This is a genomic window from Streptomyces sp. MA5143a (genome assembly GCF_900290235.1).
Lineage (GTDB): Bacteria > Actinomycetota > Actinomycetes > Streptomycetales > Streptomycetaceae > Streptomyces.
In genome coordinates this window covers 1-14,840 of record NZ_OLMK01000005.1, presented here as the reverse complement: position 1 = coordinate 14,840, position 14,840 = coordinate 1, and the positions used below count along the sequence as shown (strand labels likewise).

The window sequence follows — 14,840 nt, the reverse complement described above, 5'->3', positions numbered from 1 at the left end:
GGCAGACGACGCTACTTTCGCAACGCGCCCTAGCGGGCGGTCTGCTCGTGGACGTACTCCACGAGGCGGGTCAGCGCGTCGGGGTCGGTGGAGGGCAGGACGCCGTGGCCCAGGTTGAAGACATGGCCCTCCAGGCCGGCGGCCGAGTCGAGCACCTCGCGGGTCTTGGTCCGGACGGCCTCGGGGCCGGCGAACAGGACCGTCGGGTCGAGGTTGCCCTGGAGCGCCTTGCCGGGGCCGACGCGGCGGGCGGCCTCGTCGAGCGGGACGCGCCAGTCGACGCCGACGACGTCCGCGCCCGCCTCGCCCATGAGGCCCAGCAGCTCACCGGTGCCGACGCCGAAGTGGATGCGCGGGACGCCGTATCCGGCGACGGCGTCGAAGACCTTCGCCGAGGCGGGCAGCACGGAGCGGCGGTAGTCGGCGGGGGCGAGCGCGCCCGCCCAGGAGTCGAACAGCTGGACGGCGGAGGCGCCGGCCTCGATCTGGACACGGAGGAACGCGGCGGTGATCTCGGCCAGCCGGTCGAGCAGGTCGGCCCAGAGCTCCGGGTCGCCGTACATCATCGCCTTGGCGTTCTCGTAGGTGCGGGAGGGGCCGCCCTCGACGAGATAGCTGGCCAGGGTGAAGGGGGCGCCGGCGAAGCCGATGAGCGGGGTCCCGCCCAGCTCGGCGGTGAGCAGCTCGATCGCCTCGGTGACGTACGAGACGTCCTCGGGGGTCAGGTCGCGCAGCTGGGCGAGGTCGGCCCGGCTGCGGATCGGGCGCTCGACGACCGGGCCGACGCCGGGCTTGATGTCGAGGTCGATGCCGATGGCCTTGAGCGGGACGACGATGTCGCTGAAGTAGATCGCCGCGTCCACCTGGTGCCGGCGGACCGGCTGGAGGGTGATCTCCGTGACCAGCTCGGGCCGCATGCACGACTCCAGCATCGGGATGCCCTCGCGCACCTTCAGGTACTCCGGCAGTGAGCGCCCGGCCTGCCGCATGAACCACACCGGCGTGTGCGGCACGGGCTCGCGCCTGCACGCCTTGAGGAAGGCGGAGTCATACGTGGCGGTCGGCTGGTGGCCCGAGGGGCTGGCGTTGGCACTCACGAGGCAAAGTCTCGCACGCCCGCTTGACAGGGACGGCCCGGGCTGTGGACAACGCGGGGCACCGAATGTTTCCGGCCACCACCGCCGGGACGCGGCCCGGCCGCGTTCGCTGAGCGCGATCCGACCGTGACCCAGCGCACGGGTGTCTTGCCCTGCGCCGAGGCTCCGTTCCCCTTACTGTTCCGGCATGGCTGCGGCTCAGGGACGACTGTCGGACGACGCTGGCGGAATGGACGACGCGAAGGAGGGGGAGCGCGATGCGGGCGGAACGGCCCCGTTGCCGTTCCGCTCCGCGGTGGACGCGCTGAGGGCCACCCGCCTGCGGCCGGAGATCGAGATCGAGCCGACCCGGCCGCCGCAGCGGCTCGCCCCCTACGCGTACGCCCTGGAGGCCGCGGTCGTCGAGGGCGACGAGGACCTGGCCGACGGCCGTCTCGTCCTGCTGTACGACCCGGCGGGCCACGACGCCTGGCAGGGTTCCTTCCGACTGGTGACGCTGGTCCGCGCGGAGCTGGAGCCGGAGATGGCCGCGGACCCGCTGCTGCCCGAGGTGTGCTGGTCCTGGCTGACCGGCGCGCTGCAGACGCGCGGACTGTCGTACGGCGAGCCGAGCGGGACGGTGACCCGGGCCGGCTCGCACTACTTCGGCGGGCTCGCCGAGCGGCCCGCGGCCTCGCAGATCGAGATCCGGGCGTCCTGGACCCCGCGGGAGGTGCTGGGCGGTGTCCCGGACACCGCGGCGCACCTCGCGTCCTGGTGCGATCTGCTCGCCCAGATCGCCGGGCTGCCGCCCGCCGTCGATCCGGGGGACGCCGCCGTGGTGACGCTTCCGCAGCGGCGGGGGCCCCAGTCACGCTGAGACCCGTCGCCGTCCGAGGACCGTGCCCCGAGGGGCACGGTCCTTTTTCGTGCCGCGTCGCCACGCCGATCGAAACCATCACTTTGTCGATACGGCCACTTTCGGCCTCGTATCGACGTGAAGCGACACCGTTCGATCTTCGAATGATCGAAGACGTGTCCGAATTGCACGGATTGTTACTCACCAAATCGTGATCATTCTCTAAAGGAGCAGAGGTTTGATGCCGAAGACCTCTGTGACCTTGAAAGCACGGTTCGTCCCGGCTTCGACCCCACGAGCCCGGCGAACCGGCCCCCCCGTCCCGCACCCAGGAGGCCTGGTGTCCGTTCTCCTCGAGCAGCCCGCAAGCCTGGTCGCCTACCGTCCGAACAAGCCGACCGCGATGGTGGTGGTGGCCGATCCTCGCGTCCGGTCGACCGTCACCCGGCACCTGTGGGCCCTCGGTGTCCGCGATGTCATCGAGGCCTCGTCCATCGCCGAGGCCCGTCCCCGCATCGGCAACCCCCGTGACATCTGCGTGGCAGACGTCCACCTGCCGGACGGCTCCGGCCTGACCCTCCTCTCCGAGACCCGAGCCGCGGGCTGGCCCAACGGCCTCGCGCTCTCCGCCGCCGACGACATCGGCGCCGTCCGCAACGCCCTCGCGGGCGGCGTGAAGGGATACGTCGTCACCGGCACCCGCACCAACATCGGACTGCCCACCCGCCCCGGCGCCGCCCCCCTCGGCTCCGCCGCCCGTATGCACCGCCGCCCCCCGGGTGCCCCGAGCCACCCGGGCGGCTACCGGGAGCTGTCGGGCCGCGAGGTCGAGGTGCTGCGCCTGGTCGCGGAGGGCCAGTCGAACAAGGCGATCGGCGTGTCCATGGGCCTGTCCGCGCTCACCGTCAAGAGCCACCTCGCCCGTATCGCCCGCAAGCTCGGCACCGGTGACCGCGCCGGAATGGTCGCGGTGGCCCTGCGCACCGGGATCATCCACTGAGGTCGCGCCGGAGCGGCCGGGAAGGACGCCGGAGCGGCCGGGAGGAGGCCGAGATCGTTCGATGACGCCCGGACTCTCCCGATTCGCCGGGAAGTTTCACTGACACGTGTGACACATGACTTGTTTACGCCCCTGCGTGGCCCGCCGACGGAACGTTCCGTCGGCGGGCCATGTCCATACACAGATACCCTTGACAGGTGACCGACGCCCAAGAGACCGCAGCAGACAGCACCCTGCGAACCACCGGAGGCGCCCCTCCGGACGACGGCGGATCTTCTGACGCGGAGGCGCCGATCCCTTTGCTGGAGCCGCGGGACGGCATTCCGCCCGTGATCGCCGACGAGGCGACGCTGGCCGAGGTGATCGCCGCGTTCGCCGCCGGCTCCGGCCCCGTCGCCGTCGACGCCGAACGCGCGTCCGGATACCGCTACGGCCAGCGCGCCTATCTGGTGCAGCTGCGCCGTGAGGGCGCGGGCACCGCGCTCATCGACCCCATCGCCTGCCCGGACCTCTCCGGCCTCGGCGAGGCGCTCTCCGACGTGGAGTGGGTGCTCCACGCGGCCACCCAGGACCTTCCCTGTCTGCGCGAGATAGACATGGTCCCCAGCCGTCTCTTCGACACCGAGCTGGCCGGCCGGCTCGCCGGGTTCCCCCGCGTCGGTCTCGGCGCGATGGTGGAGAACGTCCTCGGCTACGTCCTGGAGAAGGGCCACTCCGCGGTCGACTGGTCGACCCGCCCGCTGCCCGAGCCCTGGCTGCGCTACGCCGCCCTCGACGTGGAGCTCCTCGTCGACCTGCGGGACGCGCTGGAGAAGGAGCTGGACCGGCAGGGCAAGCTCGAATGGGCCCGCCAGGAGTTCGACGCGATCGCGACGGCGCCGCCCGCCGAGCCCCGCAAGGACCCGTGGCGGCGTACGTCCGGGATGCACAAGGTACGGCGCCGACGGCAGATGGCGGTCGTACGGGAGCTGTGGGAGGCCCGCGACCGTATCGCGCGGCGGCGGGACGTCTCCCCGGGCAAGGTGCTCAGCGACGCGGCGATCGTCGAGGCGGCCCTGGCGCTGCCGGCCGGCGCTCAGGCCCTCGCCGGGCTGAACGGTTTCGGGCACCGCATGGGACGGCGGCAGCTGGAGCAGTGGCAGGCGGCGGTGGACCGGGCGAAGGCGCTGCCCGAGACCGCGCTGCCGGCGCACGGGCAACCGGTGACGGGGCCGCCGCCGCCGAAGGCGTGGGCCGACAAGGACCCGGCGGCGGCCGCGCGGCTGTCCGCGGCGCGGGCCGGGGTCAGCGCCCTGGCGGAGCAGCTGAACATGCCGCAGGAGAACCTGATCACGCCGGACACGGTGCGGCGGCTGTGCTGGGAGCCGCCGGTCACGGCCGACGCCGACTCGATCTCCGCCTCGCTCGCGGGGTACGGGGCGCGGGCGTGGCAGGTGGAGCTGGTGACGCCGGTGCTGGTGGGCGCGCTGTCGGCGGTGGGCAACGGCGCGTAGCCGCTCCGCGGAGGGGCGCCTGGGGGTGCGTGCGGTGTGGGTGCGGGTGTGTGGGGGCTGGTCGCGCGGTTCCCCGCGCCCCTGTCGGGCTCCCGGGAGTCACGAGGCGCCCCCTGCCTCACTTCGTCGCTCCCCTCATGAAGCCGTTGTAGATGAACCTCTGGAGGGCCAGGAAGACGATCAGGGTCGGCAGGATGACCAGGACCGTTCCGGCCGAGATCGTTTCCCAGTGGGCGGCGTAGGGGCCCTTGAAGCGGAACAGGGATGTCGAGATCACGCCAAGGTCTTCCGAGGGCATGTAGAGGAAGGGGATGTAGAAGTCGTTGTAGACCGTGATCCCCTTCACGATGACGACGGTGGCGATCGCCGGCCTCAGGAGCGGGAAGATGATCTTCCGGTAGATGGTGAACGCGTTGGCGCCGTCGAGGCGGGCGGCCTCGTCCAGGGAGATCGGGATCGACCGGACGAACTGCAGGAAGATGTAGATCGAGACGATGTCGGTGCCCATGTAGAGAGCGATCGGCGCCCAGAGGCTGTCGAACATGCCGAAGCTGTCGACGATCTGGAAGGTCGCCACCTGGGTCGTCACCCCCGGCACCAGCGTGGCGACGAGGAAGAGCGCGACGACCAGCTTGCGGAAGCGGAAGGTGAACCGGTCGATGGCGTAGGCGGCCATCGAGCCGATGACCACCGTGCCGGTGACGGCGAACAGCAGGATGAAGGCCGTGTTGCCGAAGGCCGCGAGCATCTCGCCGTCCCGGAACGCGGTCACGTAGTTCCGGAAGTTGAGGAGATCGTCGGGCAGACCGAGCGCCCGGCTGCCCTTCGCCATCTCCTGCTCGGACTTGAGCGAGGTCAGGAACACCACGGCGAGCGGCAGCAGGACGACCACGGACGCCATGACCAGGGAGAGACGGGTGAGCGTCCGGGCGACCCGGCGGCGTACGACCGGGGTCGGGTGCGCGAGCGTCATGTGAGGTCCACCTTGTCGTCCGGGACGAGACGGCGCTGCACCCAGGTCACCGCGAGGATGATCAGCAGCAGGACCACGGCGGCGGCCGAGGCGAGGCCGGTCTTGTTGAAGCGGAACGCCAGGTCGATGGTCTGGATCACGAAGGTCTCGGTGCCGGTGGCGCCGCCGGTCATGATGTACGGGATCTCGAAGACCGAGAGGGATCCGGAGATCGACAGGATCACGCTCAGGCTCAGCACCGGTTTGATGCCGGGGGCGATGATGTACCGGAACTGGTGCCAGCGGCTCGCCCCGTCGAGTTCGGCGGCCTCGTACAGCTCGCCCGGGATGGACTGGATCGCGCCGAGGAAGAGCACGAAGTTCAGGCCCAGGTAGCGCCAGACGGAGACGCTCGCGAGGGAGATGTTCGCGGAGGTCGAGGTGCCGAGCCATGCGCGGTCGGACTCGTACCCGACGAGGGCGAGGACCGAGTCGAGGGTGCCGCCGTCCTGGAAGAAGTAGAGGAAGACGAAGCCGATCGCGACGCCGTTGATCAGGTACGGGAAGAACAGCACGCCCTTGAAGAAGTTCCGGAAGCGCACGTTGAAGCTGAGGACGGTCGCGAAGTAGAGGGCGAGGGCGATCTGCACCGCCGAGGCGGCCAGGTAGTAGCCGCTGACGAAGAAGACCTGGAACAGTTCGGGGCGGGTGAAGATCTCCCCGTAGTTGTCGGCGCCGATGTAGCTCAGCTCGGGGCTGACGCCGTCCCAGTCGGTGAAGCTGTACGCCAGCATGTTGGCGACCGGGGCGTAGGTGAAGGTGACCAGGAGGGCCAGCGGGGCGGCGAGGAACAGCCACGGGGTGAGCCCCCGCCACAGGCGCACCGAGCGGGGGGCCGGCCTCGGCACCGGGGGCCGTGGCGCGGCCGACGGGGGCCGCGCCACCTTCTCGGTCGTGTGCGTGGCGGGCATCAGGAACCCACGGTCTTGCGCGCCTCGGTCCAGCGCTTCCCCAGGTCGTCGAGGAAGTCGTCGAGGGTGCCGTCCTTGGCGCCACGGGCGAGGTCGACGAGGTCCTGGCGGTACTCGGGGGCGTAGATGCCGACCTCCGAGGCGTTGTCGATCTCCTTCACCCGGCCGCCCTCGGCGTCGTCGAGCTCGATGAGCTTCACGCCCTGCTCCTCGTACGGCTTGAGCGACTCGGGCAGCGGGGCGTTCTTCAGCGTGGCGATCGACAGGTTGTCCTCGGCGTAGCCGGACTTGTCGGTGAACCAGTCGACCCAGGCGCGGGCGGCCGCCTTGTGCTTCGAGTGGATGCTGACGGCCTGGTTGTAGTCGGGGTTGGCGGTGGCGCACGCCTTGCCGTCGACGCGGGCGGGGAACGGCATGAAGCCGATGTCGTCGGGGTCGGCCCCGGCCTTCTCGGCCGCCTGCCGGAACTGGATGACCGCCCAGCTGCCGAGCCACGCCGTGGCGATCTCGCCCTTGGCGAGCTGGGGCTTGGACTCCTCCCAGTTGGTGGTGGTCGGGTCCTTCTCGATCAGGCCCTGCTTGACGATGTCGTACAAGAGGGTGTCACCGACGCGGAGTTCGCCGTTCTCGCCCCAGGGGTCGGTCTCGGCGAGGGCGGTGGTGGCGCCGGGGTCGCAGCTGACCGAGCCGTTGACGTACGTCCAGTGGGTGAGCGGCCACTGTGCGGCGAAGTTGGTGTAGTAGGGGACGGCGTCGGTCCTGGACTTGATGGCCTTCAGCGCGGCGAGGAACTCGTCGGGCGTGGTGGGCCAGTCGGTGACGCCGGCCTCGGCCCAGACCCGCTTGTTGTAGAGGAAGCCGGGGGTCGCGCCCATGGGGCTCTGGCCGTAGACCTTGCCGTCGACCGTGGTGAAGCCGGTGAAGCGGTACTTCTCGGCGAGCTCGTCCTGGGTGCCGAGGGAGGCGAAGAACCTGGGGTAGTCGTTCTTCTTGATGACGCTGGGGATCATGAGGACGTCGCCGTAGTTCTTCGTGTTCATACGGATCTTGACTTCGGCCTCGTAGTCCGTGATCGCGTCGAACTCGACCTTCACCTTCGGGTAGATCTTGTTGAACTCCGCCGCGTACTTCTTCATCGTGCCGTCCTGCACGATGTCGGTGCGGTGGGTGAGGACCTTGATGGTTCCGGACACCTTCGACGGATCGTCGGGTGCCTTCGCGTCGGCGGCCTTCGCGCCTCCTCCGCTGCCTGTGCAGCCCGACGCGAGGAGCGCGGCGGCGAGCAGTGTTCCGGTGAGCGTCCTTCGGTGGTTCATGTGCACCAGCTCCGTTCGGGACGGACGAGCACGGGTGGGTTGGCTGGTTCGGCACTCTGGCAGCCGTTCACTGAACCGGTAAAGTCCCAATCTCGCCAAGGGTGCCGAAACTTTTCGTGATGCTGCCGCGTCATCGACTGGACCGGTTTAGGAGGGCGCATGCTCGACGCCACCCCGCTCACCGAGGGCTGGATCCTGCGGTACGAGGGGCGGGAGCTGCCCGCCGCCGTGCCCGGGTGCGTGCACACCGATCTGCTGGCGGCGGGGCTGATCCCGGATCCCTTCCTCGGGCGCGCCGAGACCGAGGTCGCATGGGTGGGGCGCCGGGAGTGGACGTACGAGGTGGATCTGCCGGGGTCGGGGACGGCCGGCGGGCGGGACCGGACCGACCTGGTCTTCGACGGGCTGGACACCGCCGCCGAGATCCGGCTCGACGGGCGGCCGCTGGGATCGGTGCGGAACATGCACCGGTCGTACCGTTTCGATGTCACCGGGATGAGCGGCCGGCTCTCCGTGCGGTTCACCTCCGCGTACGACGAGGCGGAGGCGGTGCGCGAACGGCTCGGCGACCGGCCGAACGCGTATCCCGAGCCCTTCCAGTTCATCCGCAAGATGGCCTGCTCGTTCGGCTGGGACTGGGGGCCGACCCTGGTGACCGCGGGGATCTGGCGGCCGGTGCGCCTTGAGCACTGGTCGACGGCCCGGATCGCCCGCGTCCGGCCGCTGGTGACGGTCGAGGGCACGACCGGGACGGTGGAGCTGCACGTCGACGTGGAGCGGGTGGCCGTGGAGGCGGGGCTGCGGCTGCGGGCCCGGGTGGGGGGCGTCGACGCGGTCGCGGAGGTCGAGGGCACGAGCGGCGTCGTCCGGCTGGAGCTGCCCGGCGTCGCACGGTGGTGGCCGCGCGGGTACGGTGAACAGCCGCTGTACGACGTGGAGTTGACCTTGCACGAGGTCGGGGGTCAGGGGCTCGACATCTGGCGGCGGCGGGTCGGGTTCCGGACCGTGGAGGTCGACCGGGGGGCCGATGAGCACGGCACCGGGTTCACCTTCGTCGTCAACGGCGAGCGGCTGTTCGCGCGGGGCGTGAACTGGATCCCGGACGACGCCTTCCCCTCCCGCGTCACCCGCGACCGCTACCGCTCCCGCCTCACCCAGGCGGCCGACGCGGGTGTCGACCTCGTGCGGATCTGGGGCGGCGGGATCTACGAGAGCCACGACTTCTACGACGTCTGCGACGAACTGGGTCTGCTGGTCTGGCAGGACTTCCCCTTCGCGTGCGCCGCCTACCCGGAGGAGCAGCCCCTGCGGGGCGAGGTGGAGGCCGAGGCCCGGGAGAACGTCGTACGGCTGATGCCGCATCCCTCGCTGGTGCTGTGGAACGGCAACAACGAGAACCTGTGGGGGTTCCGGGACTGGGGCTGGGAGGAGCGGCTCGCCGGGGAGTCCTGGGGTGAGGGGTACTACCTGGGTGTGCTGCCGCGGATCGTGGCGGAGCTGGACCCGACGCGGCCGTACACGGCGGGCAGCCCCTGGTCGGGGTCCTGGGACCACCATCCGAACGACCCGGCGCACGGCACGCACCACTCCTGGGAGGTGTGGAACCGGGAGGACTACGCGCAGTACCGGGCGGACGTGCCCCGGTTCGTGGCGGAGTTCGGCTGGCAGGCTCCGCCCGCGTACGCGACGCTGCGGCGGGCGCTGGCCGAGGCCGGGGAGGAGCTGGCCGCCGACTCGCCGGGGATGCTGCACCACCAGAAGGCGGAGGACGGCAACGGGAAGCTGGAGCGGGGTCTCGCCCGTCATTTCGCGCTGCCCGAGGGGGACTTCGACCGGTGGCACTATCTGACGCAGCTGAACCAGGCGCGGGCCGTCGCCGCCGGCATCGAGCACTGGCGGTCGCACTGGCCGGTGTGCGCGGGCACGGTCGTGTGGCAGCTCAACGACTGCTGGCCGGTGACGTCCTGGGCGGCGATCGACGGCGACGGCAGGGAGAAGCCGCTCTACCACGAGCTGCGGCGGCTGTACGCGGACCGGCTGGTGACGGTTCAGGAGCGGGGCGGAGCACTGGTGCTGGCCGTCGTGAACCAGGCGGGTGAGGTGTGGGAGCCGACCGCGCCGCGGTTGCGGCGGATGTCGGTGGACGGCGAGGTGATCGCCGAGTTCCCGGTCCCCGGCGTGGCCGTCGGGCGCCGCGCGGTCGTCGAGGTGCCGGTGCCGCGTGAGGTGGAGCCGACGGGCGCGAAGGAGTTCCTGGTGGCGGACGTGGACGGACTGCGGGCGCTGCGCTTCCAGGCACCCGACCGTGACGTGCCCTACCCTCGGCCGGAGTTCGACGTCGAGGTGGCGCCGGGGGCGGTGACCGTGACCGCGCGGACACTGCTGCGGGACCTGCTGCTCCAGGCCGACCGGCTGGACGCGGGGGCCCGGGCCGACACCGGACGGGTCACGCTGCTGCCCGGGGAGCGGGTCACCATCGGGGTGACGGGCTGGGCGGCCGTACCGGACGAGGCGGCCGTCCGGCGGGCCCTGTTCTGTGTGGAGCCCGCCCGATGAGCACACCCCCTCGGGTGACGATCAAGGACGTCGCCGCGCGTGCCGGAGTGTCCAAGGGGGCGGTCTCGCTCGCCTTCAACCGCAAGCCGGGGCTGTCCGACGCGACGCGCGACCGGATCTTCGCGGCGGCGCGGGAGCTCGGCTGGACACCGAACCTGACGGCGCGGTCGCTGTCGAGCCGGCGGGTGGACGTCGTGGGGCTCGCGGTCTGCCGGCCGGCGCGGCTGCTGGGGCTGGAGCCGTTCTACATGGAGTTCGTCTCCGGGGTGGAGAGCGTGCTGACCGAGCGGTCCTGCTCGCTGCTGCTGCGTCTCGTGCGGAACGTGGACGAGGAGATGGCGGTGCAGGACGCCTGGTGGCGGGGGCGGCAGGTCAGCGGGTCGATCCTGGTGGACTTCCGGGCGGACGATCCGAGGGCAAAGTCGGCGCGGCGGCTCGGCATGCCGGTCGTCGCGGTCGGGCATCCGTCCCTGACCGGCGGGCTCACCTCGGTGTGGACGGACGACGCGACCGCCGTGTCGGAGGCGGTGCGCTATCTCGCGGCGCTCGGACACCGGCGGATCGCGCGGGTCGGGGGCGCCGCGCTGCTGGGGCACACGGCCATCCGGACGGCCGCGGTCGACGAGGCGGCGCGCCGGCTGGGGCTGGCCGGGGTGCGCCAGGTGACGACCGACTTCTCCGGGGAGGACGGGGCCCGGGCGACACGGTCGCTGCTCAGCGCGCCCGACGGGGACCGGCCGACCGCGATCCTCTACGACAACGACATCATGGCGGTGGCGGGCCTGTCGGTGGCCGCGGAGATGGGGGTGCGGGTGCCGGCGGACGTCTCGCTGCTGGCCTGGGACGACTCGCAGCTGTGCCGGCTCACCCGGCCGACCCTGTCGGCGATGAGCCATGACGTGCACGGGTTCGGGGCGGAGGTGGCGCGCACGCTGTTCGGGGTGATCGCCGGGGAGGCCTCCTCCCATCCGGTGGCGACCCCGGTCCTGGTGCCCAGGGGGTCCACCGCTCCGGCGGCGTGATCGCGGTCCGGCGCCGCGGAGGCGTTTCGGGCTGGTCGCGCGGTTCCCCGCACCCCTAAGCTGGGTGCATGTAACCGGCGGTAACACGCCGAGGGTGTGTGACGTTCACCGCTCCCGCCCTCAGGGGTGGGCAGTCCGGTTACTCGTAAGTAGCATGGGCCTGAGCGCGCGCTCAGCGTGTCGTGCAGCAGTAGTGCCATCCCGCACCCTGGAGGAGAGCCATCGTGCCTCGTACCGTCAGGGACGTCGTCTTCGTCGACGGCGTCCGCACCCCGTTCGGCAAGGCGGGCCCGAAGGGCATCTACCACGAGACCCGCGCCGACGACCTCGTCGTGAAGGCGATCCGGGAGCTGCTGCGCCGCAACCCCGGTCTGGAGCCGGCGAAGATCGACGAGGTCGCCATCGCCGCGACCACGCAGATCGGTGACCAGGGCCTGACCATCGGCCGCACGGCGGGCATCCTCGCCGGTCTGCCGCAGACCGTCCCCGGCTACTCCATCGACCGCATGTGCGCCGGCGCCCTGACCGCCGTCACCACGGTCGCCGGTTCCGTCGCCTTCGGCGCCTACGACGTCGCCATCGCCGGTGGTGTCGAGCACATGGGCCGCCACCCCATGGGTGAGGGCGTGGACCCGAACCCGCGGTTCGTCAGCGAGAAGCTGGTCGACGAGTCCGCCCTGTTCATGGGCATGACCGCCGAGAACCTGCACGACCGCTACCCGACCATCACCAAGCAGCGCGCCGACGAGTACGCCGTGCGCTCGCAGGAGAAGGCCGCCAAGGCGTACGCCAACGGCAAGATCCAGCAGGACCTGGTGCCGATCTCGGTGCGCCGCACCAACCCCGAGGCCGGCGAGACCGGCTGGGGCCTGGTCACCGCCGACGAGCCGATGCGTCCGGGCACGACCATCGAGAACCTCACGGGCCTGAAGACGCCGTTCCGCGTCCACGGCCGGGTCACCGCCGGTAACGCGGCCGGTCTGAACGACGGCGCCACCGCCTCGATCATCGCCAGCGAGGACTTCGCCCGCGAGCACGACCTCCCGGTGAAGATGCGCCTGGTGGCGTACTCCTTCGCGGGTGTCGAGCCGGAGGTCATGGGCTACGGCCCGATCCCGGCCACGGAGAAGGCGCTCGCCCAGGCGGGCCTTTCCATCGATGACATCGGCCTGTTCGAGATCAACGAGGCATTCGCCGTCCAGGTCCTCGCCTTCCTGGAGCACTACGGCATCGCCGACGACGACGCGCGCGTGAACCAGTACGGCGGCGCCATCGCCTTCGGTCACCCGCTGGCCTCCTCCGGCGTGCGTCTGATGACGCAGCTGGCCCGCCAGTTCGAGGAGCAGCGACACGTCCGCTACGGCCTGACGACCATGTGCGTCGGCTTCGGCATGGGCGCCACCGTCATCTGGGAGAACCCGCACTTCGAGGGGGACAAGTGACCACCACCGCCGAGCTTCTCAAGCAGGCCTCGGAGCTGTTCCCGGACGAGGTCGTGACGAGCGCGCACGTACGCCACCTCGACCTGCCGTTCGGCGCGGGGCGCTTCGCCCTGATCACGCTGGACAACGGCTTCGACCACACCAAGCCGACCACCTTCGGCCCGGCGTCGCTGGCGAACCTGAACACCGCCATCGACCAGGTCGAGAAGGAGGCCGCCGCCGGCGAGATCGTCGGTGTCGGCATCACCGGCAAGCCGTTCATCTTCGCGGTCGGCGCCGACCTCAAGGGTGTCGAGCTCCTCAAGGAGCACGAGCACGCGCTCGCCATCGGCAAGGGCGGCCACGAGGTCTTCAAGCGGCTGGCGACCCTCGCCGTCCCGACCTTCGCGTACTACAACGGTGCCGCGATGGGCGGCGGTGTCGAGGTCGGTCTGCACTGCTCCTACCGGACCGTCTCCGCGGCCCTGCCCGCGTTCTCGCTCCCCGAGGTCTTCCTCGGCCTGGTCCCCGGCTGGGGCGGCTGCACGCTGCTGCCGAACCTGATCGGCGCCGACAAGGCCGTCTCGGTGATCATCGAGAACAGCCTCAACCAGAACAAGCAGCTCAAGGGCGTGCAGGTCTACGAGCTGGGGATCGCCGACGCCCTCTTCGAGGGCGCCGACTTCCTGGAGCAGTCGCTGCTGTGGACGGCGTCCGTCCTCAAGGGCGAGATCGTCGTCGACCGCCCGGTCATCGACCGCGGTGAGGCCTGGGACCAGGCCGTCGCCAAGGGCCGCTTCATCGCGGACTCCAAGGTGCACGGCGCGGCCCCGGCCGCCTACCGCGCGCTGGACATCATCGCCGCCGCCAAGAACGGCGACCTCCAGCAGGGCTACGACGCCGAGGACACCGCCCTCGCCGACCTCATCATGGGCGGCGAACTGCGCGCCGGCATCTACGCCTTCAACCTGGTGCAGAAGCGCGGCAAGCGCCCGGCCGGCGCGCCGGACAAGTCGCTCGCCCGTCCGGTCACCAAGGTCGGTGTCGTCGGCGCCGGCCTGATGGCCTCGCAGCTCGCGCTGCTGTTCCTGCGCCGCCTGGAGGTGCCGGTCGTGCTGACCGACATCGACCAGGAGCGCGTCGACAAGGGTGTGGGCTACGTCCACGCCGAGATCGACAAGCTGCTGCTCAAGGGCCGCGTCAACCAGGACAAGGCCAACCGCCTCAAGGCGCTGGTGACCGGTGTCCTGGACAAGGCCGAGGGCTTCGCGGACGCGGACTTCATCATCGAGGCCGTGTTCGAGGAGATCGGGGTCAAGCAGCAGGTGTTCGCGGAGGTCGAGGCGGTCGCCCCGGCGCACGCGATCCTCGCCACCAACACCTCCTCGCTGTCGGTCACCGAGATGGCGTCGAAGCTGAAGAACCCCGAGCGGGTCGTCGGCTTCCACTTCTTCAACCCGGTCGCGATCCTGCCGCTGCTGGAGATCGTCCGCGGTGAGCAGACCGACGACGCCTCGCTGGCCACGGCCTTCGCCGTCGCCAAGAAGCTGAAGAAGACCGCGGTGCTGGTGAAGGACGCCCCGGCGTTCGTCGTGAACCGCATCCTCACCCGCTTCATGGGCGAGATCCAGAACGTCATCGACGAGGGCACGCCGGTCGAGGTCGCGGAGAAGGCGGTGGAGCCCCTGGGCCTGCCGATGTCTCCCCTCGTCCTGCTGGAGCTGGTCGGACCCGCGATCGGTCTGCATGTCTCGGAGACCCTCAACCGGGCCTTCCCGGACCGCTTCACGGTCTCCCCGAACCTCGCGGCCGTCGTCAAGGCGGGCAAGCGCGGCTTCTACGTCTACGACTCCGGCAAGCCGGAGCTGGACCCCGAGGTCGCCGCGCTCCTGAAGCAGGGCGACGTCGTCCTGACCGAGGAGCAGGTGCGCGCCCGGGTCCTGGACGCCGTGGCGCAGGAGATCGGCCTGATGCTCGACGAGGGTGTCGTCGCCGAGGCGCAGGACATCGACCTCTGCCTGATCACCGGCGCCGGCTGGCCCTTCCACCTGGGCGGCATCACGCCGTACCTGGACCGCGAGGGCGTCAGCGAGCGGGTGAACGGCAAGAAGTTCCTGGAGCCGGGCGTGGCATCGGTCCCCGCCTAGGGCGTGTTGCGAAAGTCCCGTCTGCCC

Annotated in this window: 11 protein-coding genes; 7 read left to right on the top strand and 4 right to left on the bottom strand. The window is 70.8% G+C overall.

The window, feature by feature from the left end; genetic code table 11:
- Nucleotides 1–29: 29 nt before the first annotated feature.
- The gene (gene hemE / locus SMA5143A_RS01230) at nucleotides 30–1,097 is read right to left on the bottom strand and encodes a uroporphyrinogen decarboxylase (RefSeq protein WP_107460946.1); all 1,068 of its coding nucleotides are present in this window, start codon (nucleotides 1,095–1,097) and stop codon (nucleotides 30–32) included.
- A 229-nt stretch (nucleotides 1,098–1,326) separates the two neighbouring features.
- On the opposite strand from hemE, the gene SMA5143A_RS01225 reads away from it, so the two are divergent.
- The 3 genes from SMA5143A_RS01225 to SMA5143A_RS01215 all read left to right on the top strand — a co-directional run bounded on the left by SMA5143A_RS01225 (nucleotide 1,327) and on the right by SMA5143A_RS01215 (nucleotide 4,428).
- Entirely contained in the window at nucleotides 1,327–1,956 is a 630-nt protein-coding gene (locus SMA5143A_RS01225) for a DUF3000 domain-containing protein (protein ID WP_181361667.1), read from the top strand.
- Nucleotides 1,957–2,275: 319 nt separating this feature from the next.
- Nucleotides 2,276–2,935, top strand: coding sequence for a helix-turn-helix transcriptional regulator (locus SMA5143A_RS01220; protein ID WP_055540149.1), 660 nt, complete (start codon nucleotides 2,276–2,278; stop codon nucleotides 2,933–2,935).
- Between the two features lie 197 nt (nucleotides 2,936–3,132).
- Nucleotides 3,133–4,428 carry an HRDC domain-containing protein gene (locus tag SMA5143A_RS01215; protein ID WP_181361666.1) on the top strand — a complete coding sequence of 432 codons (1,296 nt, stop codon included), beginning with the start codon at nucleotides 3,133–3,135 and terminating at the stop codon, nucleotides 4,426–4,428.
- 118 nt (nucleotides 4,429–4,546) lie between these two features.
- Here SMA5143A_RS01215 and SMA5143A_RS01210 read toward each other — a convergent pair whose 3' ends face one another.
- The 3 genes from SMA5143A_RS01210 to SMA5143A_RS01200 are packed head-to-tail and all read right to left on the bottom strand — an operon-like array spanning nucleotide 4,547 to nucleotide 7,667.
- Nucleotides 4,547–5,401: a carbohydrate ABC transporter permease gene (locus tag SMA5143A_RS01210; RefSeq protein WP_107460943.1), complete on the bottom strand. Its 855-nt coding sequence runs from the start codon at nucleotides 5,399–5,401 to the stop codon at nucleotides 4,547–4,549.
- On the bottom strand, nucleotides 5,398–6,351 hold the full coding sequence (locus tag SMA5143A_RS01205; RefSeq protein WP_107460942.1) for a carbohydrate ABC transporter permease: 954 nt from the start codon (nucleotides 6,349–6,351) through the stop codon (nucleotides 5,398–5,400). Before SMA5143A_RS01205 ends, SMA5143A_RS01210 begins: the two co-directional genes overlap by 4 nt.
- Nucleotides 6,351–7,667: an ABC transporter substrate-binding protein gene (locus tag SMA5143A_RS01200; protein ID WP_107460941.1), complete on the bottom strand. Its 1,317-nt coding sequence runs from the start codon at nucleotides 7,665–7,667 to the stop codon at nucleotides 6,351–6,353. The genes SMA5143A_RS01205 and SMA5143A_RS01200 overlap by 1 nt, the downstream gene beginning before the upstream one ends.
- 159 nt (nucleotides 7,668–7,826) lie before the next feature.
- Here SMA5143A_RS01200 and SMA5143A_RS01195 point away from each other — a divergent pair, with 159 nt between their 5' ends.
- The 4 genes from SMA5143A_RS01195 to SMA5143A_RS01180 all read left to right on the top strand — a co-directional run bounded on the left by SMA5143A_RS01195 (nucleotide 7,827) and on the right by SMA5143A_RS01180 (nucleotide 14,813).
- The gene (locus tag SMA5143A_RS01195) at nucleotides 7,827–10,223 is read left to right on the top strand and encodes a glycoside hydrolase family 2 protein (RefSeq protein ID WP_107460940.1); all 2,397 of its coding nucleotides are present in this window, start codon (nucleotides 7,827–7,829) and stop codon (nucleotides 10,221–10,223) included.
- Complete coding sequence (locus SMA5143A_RS01190) at nucleotides 10,220–11,245, top strand: LacI family DNA-binding transcriptional regulator (protein WP_107460939.1); 1,026 nt, start codon at nucleotides 10,220–10,222, stop codon at nucleotides 11,243–11,245. Before SMA5143A_RS01195 ends, SMA5143A_RS01190 begins: the two co-directional genes overlap by 4 nt.
- A 224-nt stretch (nucleotides 11,246–11,469) precedes the next feature.
- Nucleotides 11,470–12,687 (top strand): thiolase family protein, encoded by a 1,218-nt coding sequence (locus SMA5143A_RS01185; RefSeq protein WP_107460938.1) that lies wholly within the window; start codon nucleotides 11,470–11,472, stop codon nucleotides 12,685–12,687.
- Entirely contained in the window at nucleotides 12,684–14,813 is a 2,130-nt protein-coding gene (locus tag SMA5143A_RS01180) for a 3-hydroxyacyl-CoA dehydrogenase NAD-binding domain-containing protein (RefSeq protein ID WP_107460937.1), read from the top strand. The genes SMA5143A_RS01185 and SMA5143A_RS01180 overlap by 4 nt, the downstream gene beginning before the upstream one ends.
- Nucleotides 14,814–14,840: the final 27 nt, after the last annotated feature.